The sequence below is a fragment of the Nocardia sp. NPDC004151 genome, assembly GCF_042874235.1.
In the GTDB taxonomy this organism is placed as follows: domain Bacteria; phylum Actinomycetota; class Actinomycetes; order Mycobacteriales; family Mycobacteriaceae; genus Nocardia.
The window spans coordinates 713,217-728,926 of sequence record NZ_JBIAMR010000002.1 but is presented as its reverse complement, the minus strand read 5'-3'; the positions used below and the strand labels follow the sequence as shown (position 1 = coordinate 728,926).

The window sequence follows — 15,710 nt, the reverse complement described above, 5'->3', positions numbered from 1 at the left end:
AACGCCGGCTATCGGGAGTCGGAACGCTCGGCGCGCTCCAAATCGACTGCGCGCTTCATCATTTCGCGCGCCCGGGTGCGGTCCCCGGCATAGTCGTAGGCGCGGGCCGCGCGGTAGCTGGTGCGCCAGTTCTGCGGGTCCGCTTCGAATTCGGCCTTCACCTGCTCGAAAAGCTCATCGGCGGCGGCCTTCTCGATACGACCGGAGGGGCGGCGCGGCAGCTCGGAGACGTCGAGCTCACCGCCCTCCTCGTGCATGCGCCGGGCCAGATGCTGGTGGGCGAACGCGGCGCGGACGCTGGTGCCCACGATCCACACCCCCAGCAGCGGCAGAATGAGCACGCCCAGGCCGAGGCCGATGGCGGCGGGCTTGCCGGAACCGATGAGGCTGAACGCGATCCGGCCCAGCAGCACGAAATAGAACCCGAGGACCAGCACCAGGGCGGCGATGAAGCCGACCCGCTTGAAGACCTCGCGGCCGTTGTTCGCCGCCGGCGCGCTCACAGGTCGAGCAGCGGGTCGATGCCCACGGTCAGCCCGGGGCGCAGCGGGGTCTTGCGCACGCCCAGCAGCACGCCCGGCACGAAGGAGGTGCGGTCGAGCGAGTCGTGGCGGATGGTGAGCGTCTCGCCCTGGGTGCCGAACAGCACCTCCTGGTGGGCGACCAGCCCGGCCAGCCGCACCGAGTGCACCCGCACGCCGTCCACGTCCGCGCCGCGCGCGCCCTCCAGCTCCTGGCTGGTGGCGTCGGGGCTGCGGCCGACACCGGCCTTCTCGCGGGCGGCGGCGATGAGCGCGGCGGTCCGGAAGGCGGTGCCCGAGGGCGCGTCGGCCTTGTTCGGGTGGTGCAGCTCGATGACCTCGACCGAGTCGAAGAAGCGGGCGGCCTGCTCGGCGAACCGCATGCTCAGCACGGCGCCGATGGCGAAGTTGGGGGCGATCAGCACGCCGACCTCGGGCTTGGCGGCGAGCCAGCCCTTGGCCTGCTCGAGCCGCTCGGCGTCGAAGCCGGTGGTGCCGACGACGGCGTGAATGCCGTTCTCCACCAGCCACTTCAGATTCGGCATCACCACGTCGGGATGGGTGAAGTCGACCACGACCTCGGTCCCGGCGGCGGTGAACGCCTCCAGCGAGTCGTCCTTGTCGACCTGCGCCACCAGCTCCAGATCCGCGGCCGCCTCGACGCCCGCGCAGATGGACTGCCCGACCTTGCCGCGCGCCCCGAGCACACCCACCCGGATCCGGTTCGTGGCCACCTGGTCTCCTTCGCTATGACCGATCTGGAACCCGTCGAGCCTATCGGGTCGGCGAAACACCTCCGACCACAGGCCGGTGACCACGGGCCCGCCGAATTGACCGAGTGGTAACTTTCGAGGGTGCGATCCACAGCCGGAACCAAGGGCGTCCCGCGCGCCGAACGCGAGGCGCAGATTCTCGACGTGGCCGCCGCGGAGATCGCCCGGGTCGGTTACGCGGGTCTGTCCCCCGCGACGGTGGCGGCGGCGGCCGGGGTGTCGAAACCCTTGGTGTACGGCTACTTCGGCTCCAAGGACGGGCTGTACGTGGCCTGCGTGCAGCGGGCCTCGGCGGTGCTCGGGGACGCCATCGACGCGGCCTTCGCCGGGCCGGCCTCGCTCGATATGGCCGAACGCACGCTCGCCGCGATCTTCACGGTCCTGGAACCGCGCCCGCACGACTGGAAGGTCGTGCAGGACCAGTCGCATCCGGACGAGGGGCCCGCGGCCGAGGCGGCGCTGGCCGCGCGCGCCCGCATCTCGGCGCAGGCCGATCGGGGCGTGTCGGCGTTCGTGTCGCTGCACGGACTGACCGATCCGCACGATCTGTCGGCACTGCGCGCGGTCTGGACGGGCGTGGTCGCCGCGCTCGTGGACTGGTGGCTGAGCCATCCGGACGAGACGGCCGAGGCCATGGTCGCCCGCAGCAGCCGGCTGTTCGCCGCCCTCACCTGACCCAGGCAACCTCGAATGTCCGAATCGGCCTCTTGTCCCTGAATTGACCAATTGGTAACTTACGAATTGGGCAATTCGAGGAGGTCCGATGTTTTCGCAGGTCTGGCATGAGATCAATACACCGCTGCTGTACGCGGTCCCGGTCTTTCTACTGTCCATCGGCGCCGAGGCGCTGGCCCTGCGCGACGATCACGACGCCACCGGGTACCTGGCCCGCGACACCCGGACGAGCCTGAGCATGGGCGTCGGCTCGCTGGTGTCGAGCGCGATCTTCAAGGCGGGGTCGCTGGTGTTGTTCGTCTTCCTGTGGACCTACGTCGCGCCCTGGCATATCCCCACGAATGTGTGGTGGAGCTGGGCGCTGCTGCTGCTCGTCCTCGACTTCGCGTTCTACTGGAACCACCGCTTCGTCCACCGGGTGCGGATCGGCTGGGCGGCGCATCAGGCTCATCACTCCAGCGAGTACTTCAACTTCGGAACCGCCCTGCGGCAGAAGTGGAATCCGTGGACCGAGGCCATCTTCTGGGCGCCGCTGCCGCTGCTGGGCTTCACGCCCTGGACGATCTACATCGCCTTCACGATCAACCTGATCTACCAGTTCTTCACCCACACCGAGTCCGTCGGAAAGCTCTGGGGCCCGGTGGAATTCCTCTTCAACACCCCGTCGCACCACCGGGTCCACCACGGCAGCGACGCGCAGTACCTGGACAAGAACTACGCCGGGATGCTCATCATCTGGGACCGCGTGTTCGGCACCTTCGAACCCGAGATCCAGCGTCCCACCTACGGTCTCACCAAGCCGGTGGGCACCTACAATCTGCTGACGCTGCAGTACGGCGAATACGCCAAGATCGTGCGCGACGTGCGGAGCACCACGAACTGGCGCGACAAGCTCGGCTACATCTTCGCCCCGCCGGGCTGGGAGCCCGAGCAGACCCGATCCTGACGCGCGGCCGGTTCACGAGCTCGGCGGAAGGTGTTCAGGCAACGGCCAACCCGGCGACGGATCGGACGTATAGGCATCTCTCGTGAGAATTCGTCCCGTTTCCCGCCGGGTTGCCGTCGCCGTCGTCGTCGGCGCAGCCGCCGTCACCGCCGCCTGCTCCTCCGGATCCGACTCCGCCGACTTCACCGCCACGGCAGGCCAGCCGCTGGTGATCTCGCTGGACCAGCTGCTGGACAAGACCGGGGGCCACGCCGCCGTCGCGGTCGCCGACCCGCAGCACGGCACCCTGAGCCGGCGGCTGGACGGCGCGCTGGTGTACACCCCCGCGGCCGGGTACACCGGCTCGGACTCCATCACCGTCACCACCACCGACGCGGTCCGACTGTTCACCACCGACATCCCGCCGATCGGGGAATTCGGCGGAATTCCGGTGCAGGCCAGTGCCTACGGCTCCGCCTTCACCCCGGTCCCGGGCTCCACCGACGAGTTCTACGGACTCACCGACCGCGGCCCGAACGTGGACGGCAAGGGCAAGAACGAGAAGATCGCGCCGGTCCCGGACTTCACCCCGCAGATCGCCAAGTTCAAGCTGGCCGGCAACAAGGCCGTGGTGGAATCCACCATCCTGCTGAAGAATCCGGCCGGGCAGCCCTTCAACGGCCTGGTCGACACCTCCGCCACCACCGGCGAGACCATCAAGGACCTCACCGGCAAGGCGCTGCCGCCGACCGATCACGGCATCGACAGCGAGGGCCTGGTCGCGCTCGCCGACGGCACCTTCTGGATCTCCGACGAATACGGCCCGTTCCTGGTGCATTTCGACGCCAAGGGCGCGGAGCTGGAGCGGCTCGCGCCGGGCCGCGGACTGCCCAAGGAACTCGCGTTCCGCACCCCGAACCAGGGCATGGAGGGCCTGACCGTCACCCCCGATGGCAGCACCCTGGTCGGTGTCGTCCAGAGCGCGCTCAACGAGCCGGGCGTCACCAATGCCCGTGAGACCCCGATGACCCGCATCGTCACCGTGGACCTGAAGACCAAGGCGATCAAGGAGTTCGCGCTGCCGCTCGAGTCGCCCAAGGAGAAGCTGGCGGTCTCCGAGATCACCGCGCTGTCCAACACCACCTTCCTGGTGGACGAGCGCGACGGCAACAAGGCGCCCAAGGCCAACAAGAAGCTGTGGACCGTCGACATCGCCGGCGCCACCGACATCGGCCCGGACGCCAAAGTCCCCGGCGCGCAGTACGACCCGGAGAAGGGCCTGCTGATCGACGGCAAGCCGGTCGAGGTCTACGTCGGCACCGTCAGCACCGCCGACGGCATCGCCGCAATGAAGAAGGCGGGCATCACGCCGGTCGCCAAGACCGGCAACCTCGACCTGGGCGGGCTGCTGGACGGCCTCAATGCCGACGGCAAGTTCTTCGGCCACGACAAGATCGAGGGGGTGGCCACCAACGACCACGGCAAGACCCTCTACATCTCCAACGACAGCGACTTCGGCATCGAGGCCGTCACCGGCGACCAGCCGCCGTTCGGGCTCAAGGCCAAGATCCTGCCCAACGGCGTTCAGGACACCGGCGAGATCCTGGCGGTGGACACCACCAAGCTGCCCGCCAAGACCGAGACCAAGAAGGTCACGCTGACGGTCAAGTAGATCACCGGGATTCAGCCGGTTTCACCGGGATTCGACGCGGTCCACGGCGCTCAGAGCGCGCCGTAGGCCGCGTCGATCAGGTGGTAGGCCCGGCGGTCGCCGGAGACCCAGTCGCGGCGCAGGTTCGGGGTGAAGGCGATCGCGAGCCGATTCGCGGTGTCGCCCAAGCCGATCGCGCCCCCCGCGCCGGGATGGCCGAAGGCCGTGGGGCGGGCCGTCTCGGGCAGGATCATGTTCTCCGAGGGCAGCATGTAGCCCAGGCCGAACGCGCTCTCCAGGGTCAGCACGGCGTCGCGGCCGCGCACGCGCTCGCGGACGGCGTCGGCGAGGACGTCCGGGGGCAGGAGGTCGCCGCCCGCCAGGTCGGCGTAGAAGCGGGCCAGGGCACGGGCGGTGGTGACCAGTCCGGTCGAGGGCCAGCCGCCGGCCAGCACCTCCGGATTGTTGTAGGAGCCCAGGGGATTGGTGGAGGCACGCAAGGCCAGCGATCGGGGGTCCTGGAAGGCGCGCGCCATCTCGGCCACCGTCGCGGCACTGAGCGGGGCGGGGTCGGTCCACGCCTGGTCGGCGGCGGGCGGAGCACCCACGCGGGCGGCCTGTTCGGCGATCTCGGGCGGCGCGCCGATCCACAGCTGGTCGCCGAAGTTCCGGCGCGCATACTCGCCGACCGTGAATCCCGTGTGGCGGCGGACGAATTCGCCGAGCAGCCAGCCGAAGGTCAGGGCGTGATAGCCGTGTTCGGTGCCGGGTTTCCACACCGGGTGTTGTTCGGCCAGCCGGGCCGCCATCGCCCGCTGGTCCGCGGCGTCGGCGGTGGAGACGGGACGCTCGAAGGCCGGCAGACCCGCTCGATGGGTGAGCAGATCGGCCAGTGTCGTCGAATCCTTGCCTCCGACACCGTATTCCGGCCACCAGTCGGTGACCGGATCGCCCAGGCCGACGCCGCGCTCATACGCGACCAGTAGTGCGGCGGTGGCGGTGACGCCCTTCGTGCACGAGTAGGTGACCACGGGGGTGTCGCGCACCCAGGGCCGGTTCGCCCGGGTGTCGGCGAGGCCGCCCCACAGGTCGACGACCGGACGGCCGTCGACGAAGACGGCCACGGCCGCGCCCGCGTTCCCCCCGTCCGCGAAGCTCGCTTCGAACACATCCCGCACCGCCCGGAATGCCGGGTCGACCTGGCCGTCCGCGAATCCGCTCATGGCCAAATTAGAACACGTTCTAGTTCAGGACGGAACCGGTATCAGCAATTGCGAGACCAGCCAGCCGGGATGCGCGCCGGTGTTCACCACGCCGGTCTGCACGAGAACCGTTCGCATCGTGCCGTTCCCGAGATCACGCAACCGGATCCGCCACGTGGGCGGGAAGCTCGCCACCTCGCGGTCGCCCCACATTGATCGGCCCGCCGCGGACCACCGGCCCGCGGCGGGCCGCCTGCGCCTCAGTCGAAGATGATGACCTGGCGCAGGGTGTGGCCGGCGGCCAATTCGTCCATGGCGTGGTTGATGTCGTCGAGGCGGATGCGGGAGGAGACGAGGCGCTCGACCGGGAGGGTGCCTTCGCGCCACATGCGGACGAATTCGGGGATGTCGCGGGCGGGGACGGCGGAGCCGAGATAGCTGCCGATGATGGTGCGACCCTGCGCCACCAGGGCCAGCGGGGAGATGGCGGCGCGGGCGTCGGGGGCGGGCAGGCCGACGGTGACCGTGGTGCCGCCGGGAGCCGTTGCGGCGACGGCGGTTTCGAAGGCGCGGATATTGCCGGCGGCCTCGACGACGACGTCGGCCTGGATGTTGTCGGCGGCGATCTGCTGCGGGGTGTAGGCGGCGGTCGCGCCGAGTTCCAGTGCGGTCTTCAGCTTCTCGGGGACGGTGTCCACCGCGATGACCTCCTGGCCGGTGCTCGCGCGCAGGGAGGCGGCCACCAGCACCGCGGCCATGCCGACACCGCCGAGACCGACCACCATGATGCGGTCCCGCGGACCGGGCTTCGCCGAATTCAGCAGTGCGCCACCACCGGTGAGGACGGCGCAGCCGAGGACGGCGGCCACCTCCGCGGGCACGTCGTCGTCGACGGGGACCACCGAATGACGGTCGACGACGGCATGGGTGGCGAAGCCCGAGACGCCCAGGTGGTGGTGGACCTCCACACCGTCACGGAGCAAACGCCGTCCGCCCGCGAGGAGTTCGCCCGCGTTGTTGGCGAGACTTCCGGGCTCGCAGGGGGTACGGCCGTCGGTGGCGCAGCCCGCGCAGGAGCCGCAGCGGGGCAGGAAGGTCATGATGACGCGCTGGCCGACACGCAGGTCGGAGTCGCCGGGGCCGAGCGCCTCGACGCGGCCCGCGGCCTCGTGGCCCAGCAGCATGGGGACCGGGCGGACGCGGTTGCCGTCCACCACGGACAGGTCGGAATGGCACAGGCCCGCGGCCTCGATCCGGACCAGCAGCTCACCCGGGCCGGGTTCGCCCAGATCCAGCTCGCTGATGGTGATCGGCTTCGAATCGGCGAAGGGCGTCGACGCCCCGATCTGTTCCAGGACGGCACCACGAATCCTCATGCGCCCGACGCTACTCCATCGCACCTTCCCAGACAGTCCGGAATCTGATTCCATGGAGCGGGACAGGAGCACACATGACCACTTCGCTGACCACCGGCAACCGCGCCTTCAACCATGTGGTGACGCAGTTCTGGGGCAATGTCGCCCGCGCCTACGACACCGCCGCCCTGCAACACTTCGTCTACCGCCCGCCGCAGGACCAGATGGTCGCCGAACTGCGCGCCGCCGGATCCCGGCGGATCGCCGACATCGGCTGCGGCACCGGCATTCTCACCACCCGCATCCAACGCGAACTGCGGCCCGACGCCGTCTACGGCGTGGACGCCTCGGCGGGCATGCTGGAGCAGGCCCGCGCCCGCTCGGCCGAGGTCCAGTGGCGGCATTCCGCCGCCGAGCATCTCCCCTTCGACGACGGCGCACTGGACGCGGTCGTCACCACCAGCGCGTTCCACTTCTTCGACCATCCGGCGGCGCTGCGCGAATTCCATCGGGTGCTGACGCCCGGCGGCCTGATGGCCATCGCGACCATGCATCCCTCCGGTGCGGCGTCGCGCCCGATCCAGCGGCTGACCCGCAGCCCGCGCTTCCCCGCGCACGCGCCGTCGCCGCGCGAGACCCGCACACTGCTGACCGACGCCGGTTTCGAGGTCGTCGATCAGCGCAAGGTCGCGCGGCCGCTGCCGTCGTGGCTGATCCCGGACGTCATCACCGTCGGCAAGCGGCGCTGACCGTCACGTCCCCGGGTTGTCGCCGCCGCGGAAACACACGGTGAGTTCGAGCTTGCGCCAGATCACCCAGACCGCGCCGCGGCCGTCCCGGGGACAGGACGCGCCGGAGGTGGCGTCGGCCAGCACGGCGGTGGCCTGGACGATGTGCTCGCCGGGCGTCGCACAGTCGACCTTCGACGGGGTCTCCATGGCGGTGGTGTCGTAGCAGACGCCGGTGCGCCAGTCGAAGGTCAGGCACAGGTGGTAGCGCGGCTTGCCGGTCTTGTCCTTGGGGGCGGAATCGAGCGTGTAGAGCGGGCCGGTGCACGGGTCGGGGCCGTTCTGCAGCACCCGGTAGTTCGCGTCCACCGAATTGCAGTCCGACGGTTCGGGTGTGCCCGCTTTCCAGGTCGGGGCGCCCGAGGCGTCCCTGGCTCGCTCGATGGGGACCTCGACGCAGTCCCCCGGCTTCAGGGACGCCATGGGATCGGGGGCGGCGGGTTTGGCCGAGGTGGTCGGCTGCCCGGCCTGCACGAGTTCGGGTGGCGCGCCGATGGGCTTGCCCGCGACGGTTTCCCGGGTCATGGGTGAGAGGGTGGCCGTCACCACGGCGAACACGAGGATCCAGCCGGTCGCCGCGAATGCCAGGGCGCTCACCCGCCGCCGCTTCGATGCCGCTCCGGTCCGGCTCGCGAGGGCCGCCGCCAGGCAGAACAGTGGAACCGCTACCGCGGCAACCCAGCCGACGCCGTGGCTCCCCACCACCCAACCCCTTCAACTCCGCTCGTCTGCAAGCTATCCCACGGCGGAGTTCCGGGCAAAACGGGCGATGCGCCCGGCTGATTCAGGAGGCGAGTTCGGAAGCGGATTCGGCCAGCACCGGCGGCCACGGGGTCGGGGAGATATGGGACGGCTTGGTCGCGGGGCTCTCGTCCCAGTCGAAGTGGACACCGACCCACGCCTTCGGGCGGTCGAAACTGACCTCGCGCGCATCGAAGGCGGCGCGGCGGAAGGAGATGTCGCCGAAGAAGTCACCCCCGGCGAAGACCACCTTGCGGCCCCCGAAGACGGTGTCGGCGAAGGAGACCGTGCCGTGGTACTCGGTGCGCGCGAACGACACTTCCTGGGTGCGGCCGGTGCGCCAGCGGATCTGCGTGCCCAGGCGGGCGCAGTCGAAGGAGCTGGACTCGGTGTAGAAGCGGGAATCGGCGAAGGTGACTCGCGCGCCGATGAATTCCGCACCCGTGAAGGTGATGCGCTCGCCGTCGAACACCGCGCGCTCGAAGGTGGTCTGGTCGGCGGCGAAGACGGCGTTGGCGAAGCTGGTCCGCTCCCCCGCGAACGTGGTGCGGTCGAACGCGGTTCGCGTGCCCCGGAATTCGGCGCCCTCGAAGCTGCCGCCACTGCCGAACGTGGCCTCGGCGAAGGTGGCGGCGGTGTCGTCACGGTCGGCGCGGTCCACGGCGGTGTGGGCGAAGACGGCCCGGTCGAACACGGCGGCGCTGCGGAAGATGGCCCCGCGGAAGGTGACCCGTTTGCCGAGGAACCGCGCCTGCTCGAAGGTGACCGTGCGGCCGCTCAGGAACATGGCGTTGGTGAAGCGGGTATTGCGGCCCGCGAAGACGGCGTAGCGGAAGTCGGCGTTCTCGAAGACGGCGTCGGTGAAGTCGAAATCGCAGGAGCTCCAGCGGGTCTCGGCCGAGGGGCGCAGGTGTTCGGCGATCACCCGGACGATGGTGTCGCGGACCTGCCGGTCGTTCTGGCGGTAGGTGTACACCCGTTCGACGGCGGTGCCGTGGTCCTCGATGCGCTGGGATTTGGAGACCAGGTGGCTGGCGCCCTCCTCCGGCTGGTACGGCAGCCGCAGGTAGCCGCACAGCACGTCGACGCACTGCTGGCGCCGCCAGCGCGCGGAGAACTCGTCGGCGACCCCGGCCATGGCGTAGACCCCGGCGATACGCACCGCCACATCCGGGTCGCCGAGCTGACCGGCGGCGGCCCCGAAGACCTCGGCGAAACGTCCGCGCTCGGCGTCGCGCTGCTTGCGGTAGGCCACCACCAGCGCGACCGCGCCGCCGATGCCCGCCGCCACCGCGAGCGAAATCCGGCTCAGATCCAGCTGATTCGGCGTCTCGGCCTTGGCGCCGAGGAAGCGCCACAGCCCCCACCAGGTAAGGCCCGCGATGGCGAGCCCGCCCGTCACGGCGGCCAGCACCGACACCAATAGACCCGACCGGTGTACCGTCCGGCTCACCACCCCACCGAACCTCCACCGCCGCATAGCCGAAGAATAGCGATCCGGGACGCCTCACGCATCGGATGCGGCAATTCCACCCCGACTTCGCGCACCCGAAAAACCGGGCATCGCAAATTGTTTCGCCCGGAATGCCGCGTCCGCCCCGGCGACGTGGGGTCACCGGGGCGGACGCGGGCGGGTTGTTCCGAGAACCTGGACGGCGGCGCGGCAGTCAGTCGACAACCGCGGTGGCCACCACGGCTGCCGCGGCCTCGGCGTTGCGGCGCAGGCCGATCCCGGCCGCGCCCAGGCAGGCCAGCGCGACCACCGCGACGAACCACGGGAAGACCGTGCTCAGCCCCCACGTGGTGGCCGCCCAGCCCGCCAGCACCGTCGGCACCGCCATGGCCGAGTAGGCCAGCAGGTAGTAGGCCGACATTGTCTCGCCCCGCTTGTGTTGCGGCACAACGTTGGACAGGTGCCGCAGCGATCCGCCGAAGCCCAGGCCGAAGGTGCCGCCCAGCGCGAGTCCGGCCAGCAGCACCAGCACCCAGTTGTGGGTGTTCAGCGCCGGAATGGTGAGCAGCAGCGCGATCGCCATCCCGACATCGCCGGCGATGGCCGCGCGGCGCGCCGGGATGCCGCCCGCGACGGCCTGGGCGAGTGCGCCCGCGGTCGCCGTGGAAGCCACCACCGCGCCGCCGAACACCAGATTGTGGATGCCGGTCTCGGCCGAGGCCAGCGAGGGGTACAGCGACAGCAGCACGCCCAGCACCGACCAGGCCGCCATCACGCCGAGCGCGGAGAACCAGAAATCAGCGCGGATCTCCTGCGGCACAGCCGGTTTGGCGATGGTGATGCGCTGCTTCTGCCGCGCCGCGTGCGGTTCCCGCAGCGCCAGCACGCCCGCGGCGATCAACAGGCACACCAGCGTGATCACCACATACGGCGTCCGCAGCGGATGCGGCGCGTACTGGGCCAGCACCGCCGACCCCAGGATCGCCACGGCCATACCGACATTGAAGGCCACCCCGGACAGCTGTCCCGACCGCGCGCCCGCCTGCGGGCGCAGGTCCAGCAGCGCCGCCGCGCCCGCCACCACGATCGCGCCGACCGCGGCCCCGTGCAGGGCCCGCGCGAGCAGCAGCATGGCCACATTGTCGGCGAACAGGAACACCACCAGGCCGACGATCATGGTCGCGAACGCGCCGAGCAGGACCGGCTTGCGGCCCACCACATCCGAGATCCGGCCCGACACCAGGACCGCGCCCAGGGCGGCCACCGCGTAGACGGCGAAGACGAACGTCGTGGTGAGCGGAGAGAAATGCCAGCTGCGTTGATAGAGCCCGTACAGCGGGGCCGGTGCCCCCGAGACGCCGAGCGCGACACCGCTGGCCGCGAGCACGAGCGCGTACGCCCAGCTCTGAGTGCCCTGTTCCGCGCTGGTCTCCACCGCCGTTGCCGATGCCATCCCAGCCTCCATCAGGTAAGTTTGAATCTTATCGAACTCACCGTAGCCAAGGTTCGACAGTTATCAAACTAGTTTTCCCGTGAGGTAGGTCATGACCGACACCGACGCGCTGCCCGCCGTGGCCCCGCTCCCCGCGGTGCTCGGCGCGCTCCAGGACCCGGTCCGCCTGGAAATCGTCCGCCGCCTGGCCGAAGCCGGCGCCCCCATCCGCTGCAGCCTCACCTACGACGGCGTCAGCAAATCCACCGCCGCCCACCACTTCAAGATTCTGCGCGAAGCGGGCGTCACCGAACGCGTCACCATCGACGGCAACACCCACCTACGCCTCCGCGCGGACGACCTCGACGTCGCCCTCCCCGGCCTGCTCCCCGCCGTCCTCGCCGCCGCGAACCGCGAACACACACCGGAGTAGCGGCCCGGCCAGCACGCGAGGCGATCAACCGCGCGCTCGATCCTCCTCGGCGAAGGACAGGGTGCGGGTCCGGCCCGACCTCCCCCAGAATGCTGGGCCACCCCGGAAGCGGACCGGTGCCCGTACACCGGCGCGGCGGCGAAGGACAGCTGCCAACGTCCCGGACGCGTGGAAGCGACCGGGAACCGGCCGTGCCCGTCGAGGTTCCGACCACGCGCCACAGCGATGGCGCGGGTCGCGTTCGGGCCTCGTGCCCGCGACCGGTCAGGACTGGGTGAGCGGGAGCGACTTCCACCAGTCGACGACACCGCTCGGGGTGGTGGGGATGCCGCGGGTGTACATGAGGAACTTCTCGCGCTTGGGGTCGTCGAAGAACGAGGTGGCGAAGACCGTGGACGGAACGTCGGCGGTGGCGTCGAAACGGTGGTTGACGTACTGCTTCGCGCCGCAGAACTCCTTGAAGGTCAGATCCTCCAGGGCGCTTCCGGCCGGACGGATCCGGCGGGCCGCCGAACGCGCCACCGCGGCGGAATCGTAGGCGAAGACAATGTACTCGCGGACTTCGTGGTCGGCGGAGTACTGGCAGTCCCAGGCCGCGGCCCAGCCCTCGAAGGCGAAGGGCGGCAGGAAATCCTTGGTGTCGTGGTCGACCACGCGGCAGCTGGCCGAGTTGAATCCCGAGCCCAGCTCCGGAGAACGCGGCACCAGTCCCGGGAAAGCCGCACTGATCTGGGCGATCTCGGCCGCGGCCGCCTTCGGCTTGGCGCCGCGGCCGGAGGGACTCATGACGAACACCACCACACCGAGCGCGACCGCCAGGCCCACGCTCATCACCACCAGCATGCGCAGGCCGCTCAGCCACCGGCCCGTACCCGGAGCGGTCATACGCGGTGGCGGCGACTGATGCCGGTCCGTGCGCGGCCCGAACAGGGCGGGAATGTCGGTCAGCCGGCCCGAACGCACCGCCGTCGATGGCGGAATCCGGCGCGCCCCTGTCGTTTCCGACGGCGAGGTCCGACGCCCCCCGGTGCCGTCCGGCTGGTGTGCGCGCCGGGCTCCGGTGATCTCCGAGGGATGGACTCGCCGCGCGCCCGTGGTCTCCGAGGGCGGAACACGTCGCGCCCCGGTGGTCTCCGACGGATGTCTTCGGCGCGCAGCGGAATCCGGCTGCGAACCGCGTCGCGCCCCCGACGCCTCGGACTGCTGTCCCGGCCAGACCGCGGGTGCGTCCGGCTGCTGTGCCCGACGCATCCCCGACGTGTCGAACTGCTGCCCGGGCCGGGCCGCCGGTGTGTTCGACTGCTGGCCCCGCCGCGTCCCCGAGGAGTCGAACTGCTGCCCGGGCCAGGGTGGCGGCGTATCGGACTGTTGTCCCCGCCGCACCGCGTTGGGGTCCGATTGCTGCCATCGACCGGCCGGTGAATCCGCTTGCGCCGCTCGCGAACCCGGCGCGTTGCGGGTCCCCCGGCGGCCGGTGGACGGCGCGGCGAGCCGTCGGGCGGACGGATCCGCGCCGCGGCGGCGCGGCGGCGCGTGGGCACTCTCGACCGCGACGCCCTCGGCCAGTGCGCGTTGCGCGGCCGCCGCGAAGTCCGAACAGGTCGGGTACCGGTCGTCGGGGTTCTTGGCCAGGGCGCGGGCCAGGACCGGATCCAGGGTCGCGGGGAGGTCGGGTCGCAGGCTGGCGATCGGCGGCGGGTTGTCGTACAGGTGGGCTTTGACGATCGCGCCGAGGTCGTTCGCGCGGAAGAGCGGAACCCCGGTCAGTAATCGGAACAGGGTGCAGGCCAAGGAGTATTGGTCGGCGCGGTGGTCGACCGGCTGGTTCTGCAGCTGTTCCGGGGAGGCGTAGGCCAGGGTCGCCATGACCGAGCCGGAGCCGGTGAGGCGGCCGGTGTCCTCCTGTAGCCGGGCGATGCCGAAGTCGGTGAGCAGCACCCCCGCCTGCTGTTCGCGGGTCTCCCGGGCCAGCATGATGTTGGCGGGCTTGACATCTCGGTGCAGCACGCCGACGCGATGCGCGTAGTCGAGGGCGTCGGCGGTGGCGGCGACGATCTCGACGGCGCGCTCGGCGGTCATGTCGGTGACCGATTCGGCTTCGATGCCGTCGACGTACTGCATGGCGATCCACAGTCGCCCGTCCTCGACGCCGCGGTCGTAGACGGTCACCACACCGGGGTGATTCAGCCGGGCCGCGAGGTCGGCCTCGCGTTCGAAGCGAGCGTGAGTCTCGCTGTCGCCGTGGTACTCCGCGTTCAACAGCTTCAGCGCGATCCAACGCGGCAGGCGCGGATGGCGTGCCAGGTACACCGCACCCATCCCGCCGCGTCCGAGCTCACGTTCGATGACATACCCGGCGAAGTTCTCACCTGGTTCGACCACGACCCCTCCCATTCCGGCGAGGTGATCATAGCCACAAACGGGCATACCTCACCGGCGGCTGGAGATTACCGCCGAGTAAGTATTTCAGCCGACCAGATTCCGGACGGCCGAGGGCAGGTCGCGGGTGCGCCGATACGGTCCGGCCACCGCCGCCCCGAACGGTCGCGCCAACAGGCTCGTCGCGATCGAGGACACCTCCTCGGTGGTGACTTCGTCGATGCGAGCGAGGGTTTCGGACACACTGCGGTGATTGCCGTAGCTGAGCTCCGAGCGCCCGATGCGGTTCATCCGCGATCCGGAGTCCTCGAGCCCCAGCACCAGTCCCCCGCGCAGCGAACCCTTGGCGCGAGCGCATTCGGCGTCGGTGATGCCGTTGGCCGCCACCTCCTCGAGCACGCCGTGCGCCAGAGCGGCTACGCGACCGAGGTTCTCGGGCTGGCAGCCCAGGTACACCGAGAACGCGCCGGTGTCGGCGAAGGTGTCGACACTGGAGTACACCGAGTACGCCAGCCCGCGCTCCTCCCGAATGCGCTGGAACAGCCGCGAACTCAGGCCGCCGCCGAGCACGGTGTTGAGCACCGACAGCGGCCAGCGCTTCTCACCCTCGTGCCGCCCGAAGGCGCGGGTGCCGAACACCAGGTGCGCCTGCTCGCTGTCGCGGTTGATGCGGATCAGTTCCGGATTGCCGCGCGGGCGGAACTTGCCCTCGCGGCGCGGCGCCGGTTCCAGTCCGGTCTCGAGCCGATTCTCGAAGGCGCGGAACACCAATTCGACGACGTGCTCGTGCTCGATATTGCCCGCGACCGCCACCACCATCCGGTCGGGCCGGTAGCGGCGCAGGTGGAACGAGCGCAGCTGGTGCGCGCCCATGGCCTCGATGGTCTCGACACTGCCGATCACCGGACGCCCGATGGGGTGGTCGCCGAACAGCGCGGTCAGGAACGCGTCGCCGACCAAGTCCTCGGGATCGTCGTCGCGCATGGAGATCTCCTCCAGCACCACCTGCCGTTCCACGCTCACGTCCTCGGCGCGGCACAGCCCGTTGAGCACCACGTCGCTGACCAGGTCCACCGCCAGCGGCAGGTCCTCGTCGAGCACATGGGCGTAGTAGCAGGTCTGTTCCTTCGCGGTGAACGCGTTGAGCTCGCCGCCGACCGCGTCCATGGCCTCGGCGATGTCCAGGGCCGAGCGCGAGGGCGTGGCCTTGAAGAGCAGATGCTCGAGGAAATGCGCGGCGCCGGCCACGGTCGGGCCCTCGTCGCGCGAACCGACACCGACCCATACGCCGATCGAGGCCGAGCGCACGCCCGGCACATGCTCGGTCACGACCCGCAGGCCGCCGGGCAGGACGGTCCGGCGCACTCCGATATCCATTGCGG

At 70.3% G+C, this 15,710-nt stretch carries 14 protein-coding genes; 5 read left to right on the top strand and 9 right to left on the bottom strand.

All coding sequences use genetic code 11. The annotated features are described in order from the left end of the window. Positions 1-8 precede the first annotated feature (8 nt). Both ACFYTS_RS07130 and dapB read right to left on the bottom strand, forming a co-directional pair. A complete protein-coding gene (locus ACFYTS_RS07130; protein WP_387301949.1) occupies positions 9-503 on the bottom strand; it encodes a hypothetical protein in 495 nt (164 codons plus the stop codon). Next, positions 500-1,255, bottom strand: coding sequence for a 4-hydroxy-tetrahydrodipicolinate reductase (gene dapB / locus ACFYTS_RS07125; protein WP_387301947.1), 756 nt, complete (start codon positions 1,253-1,255; stop codon positions 500-502). Before dapB ends, ACFYTS_RS07130 begins: the two co-directional genes overlap by 4 nt. A 120-nt stretch (positions 1,256-1,375) precedes the next feature. On the opposite strand from dapB, the gene ACFYTS_RS07120 reads away from it, so the two are divergent. The 3 genes from ACFYTS_RS07120 (at position 1,376) to ACFYTS_RS07110 (ending at position 4,566) form a co-directional block, all read left to right on the top strand. Further along, positions 1,376-1,969: a TetR/AcrR family transcriptional regulator gene (locus ACFYTS_RS07120; RefSeq protein ID WP_357281065.1), complete on the top strand. Its 594-nt coding sequence runs from the start codon at positions 1,376-1,378 to the stop codon at positions 1,967-1,969. Between the two features lie 88 nt (positions 1,970-2,057). Beyond that, positions 2,058-2,915, top strand: a complete 858-nt coding sequence (locus ACFYTS_RS07115) for a sterol desaturase family protein (protein WP_387301945.1) — start codon at positions 2,058-2,060, stop codon at positions 2,913-2,915. An 82-nt stretch (positions 2,916-2,997) separates the two neighbouring features. Next, on the top strand, positions 2,998-4,566 hold the full coding sequence (locus ACFYTS_RS07110; RefSeq protein WP_387301943.1) for an esterase-like activity of phytase family protein: 1,569 nt from the start codon (positions 2,998-3,000) through the stop codon (positions 4,564-4,566). 50 nt (positions 4,567-4,616) lie between these two features. Here ACFYTS_RS07110 and ACFYTS_RS07105 read toward each other — a convergent pair whose 3' ends face one another. Together ACFYTS_RS07105 and ACFYTS_RS07100 are read right to left on the bottom strand one after the other, a co-directional pair. Further along, positions 4,617-5,768: a serine hydrolase domain-containing protein gene (locus tag ACFYTS_RS07105; RefSeq protein WP_387301941.1), complete on the bottom strand. Its 1,152-nt coding sequence runs from the start codon at positions 5,766-5,768 to the stop codon at positions 4,617-4,619. A 239-nt stretch (positions 5,769-6,007) separates the two neighbouring features. Next, positions 6,008-7,123, bottom strand: coding sequence for an alcohol dehydrogenase catalytic domain-containing protein (locus tag ACFYTS_RS07100; RefSeq protein ID WP_357281075.1), 1,116 nt, complete (start codon positions 7,121-7,123; stop codon positions 6,008-6,010). A 74-nt stretch (positions 7,124-7,197) separates the two neighbouring features. On the opposite strand from ACFYTS_RS07100, the gene ACFYTS_RS07095 reads away from it, so the two are divergent. Beyond that, positions 7,198-7,851, top strand: coding sequence for a class I SAM-dependent methyltransferase (locus tag ACFYTS_RS07095; protein ID WP_387301939.1), 654 nt, complete (start codon positions 7,198-7,200; stop codon positions 7,849-7,851). Positions 7,852-7,854: 3 nt separating this feature from the next. Here the strand turns inward: ACFYTS_RS07095 and ACFYTS_RS07090 are convergent, their stop codons facing one another. The 3 genes from ACFYTS_RS07090 to ACFYTS_RS07080 all read right to left on the bottom strand — a co-directional run bounded on the left by ACFYTS_RS07090 (position 7,855) and on the right by ACFYTS_RS07080 (position 11,537). After that, complete coding sequence (locus ACFYTS_RS07090) at positions 7,855-8,592, bottom strand: hypothetical protein (protein WP_357281080.1); 738 nt, start codon at positions 8,590-8,592, stop codon at positions 7,855-7,857. 82 nt (positions 8,593-8,674) lie between these two features. Next, positions 8,675-10,084 carry a pentapeptide repeat-containing protein gene (locus ACFYTS_RS07085; RefSeq protein ID WP_387301937.1) on the bottom strand — a complete coding sequence of 470 codons (1,410 nt, stop codon included), beginning with the start codon at positions 10,082-10,084 and terminating at the stop codon, positions 8,675-8,677. Positions 10,085-10,298: 214 nt separating this feature from the next. Next, complete coding sequence (locus tag ACFYTS_RS07080) at positions 10,299-11,537, bottom strand: MFS transporter (protein ID WP_387301935.1); 1,239 nt, start codon at positions 11,535-11,537, stop codon at positions 10,299-10,301. 91 nt (positions 11,538-11,628) lie between these two features. Here ACFYTS_RS07080 and ACFYTS_RS07075 point away from each other — a divergent pair, with 91 nt between their 5' ends. Beyond that, positions 11,629-11,949 carry a helix-turn-helix transcriptional regulator gene (locus ACFYTS_RS07075; protein WP_357281086.1) on the top strand — a complete coding sequence of 107 codons (321 nt, stop codon included), beginning with the start codon at positions 11,629-11,631 and terminating at the stop codon, positions 11,947-11,949. A gap of 264 nt (positions 11,950-12,213) precedes the next feature. Here ACFYTS_RS07075 and ACFYTS_RS07070 read toward each other — a convergent pair whose 3' ends face one another. Continuing rightward, entirely contained in the window at positions 12,214-14,331 is a 2,118-nt protein-coding gene (locus tag ACFYTS_RS07070; RefSeq protein WP_387301933.1) for a protein kinase, read from the bottom strand. An 84-nt stretch (positions 14,332-14,415) separates the two neighbouring features. Then, entirely contained in the window at positions 14,416-15,705 is a 1,290-nt protein-coding gene (locus ACFYTS_RS07065; protein ID WP_357281628.1) for a pitrilysin family protein, read from the bottom strand. Between the last annotated feature and the right edge of the window lie 5 nt (positions 15,706-15,710).

Bases quoted from the DNA above. Each gene is read 5' to 3' on its own strand.
- ACFYTS_RS07115 (WP_387301945.1), top strand. From the start codon at position 2,058: ATGTTTTCGCAGGTCTGGCATGAGATCAATACACCGCTGCTGTACGCG.
- ACFYTS_RS07105 (WP_387301941.1), bottom strand. From the start codon at position 5,768: ATGAGCGGATTCGCGGACGGCCAGGTCGACCCGGCATTCCGGGCGGTG.
- ACFYTS_RS07100 (WP_357281075.1), bottom strand. From the start codon at position 7,123: ATGAGGATTCGTGGTGCCGTCCTGGAACAGATCGGGGCGTCGACGCCC.
- ACFYTS_RS07095 (WP_387301939.1), top strand. From the start codon at position 7,198: ATGACCACTTCGCTGACCACCGGCAACCGCGCCTTCAACCATGTGGTG.
- ACFYTS_RS07080 (WP_387301935.1), bottom strand. From the start codon at position 11,537: ATGGCATCGGCAACGGCGGTGGAGACCAGCGCGGAACAGGGCACTCAG.
- ACFYTS_RS07075 (WP_357281086.1), top strand. From the start codon at position 11,629: ATGACCGACACCGACGCGCTGCCCGCCGTGGCCCCGCTCCCCGCGGTG.
- ACFYTS_RS07065 (WP_357281628.1), bottom strand. From the start codon at position 15,705: ATGGATATCGGAGTGCGCCGGACCGTCCTGCCCGGCGGCCTGCGGGTC.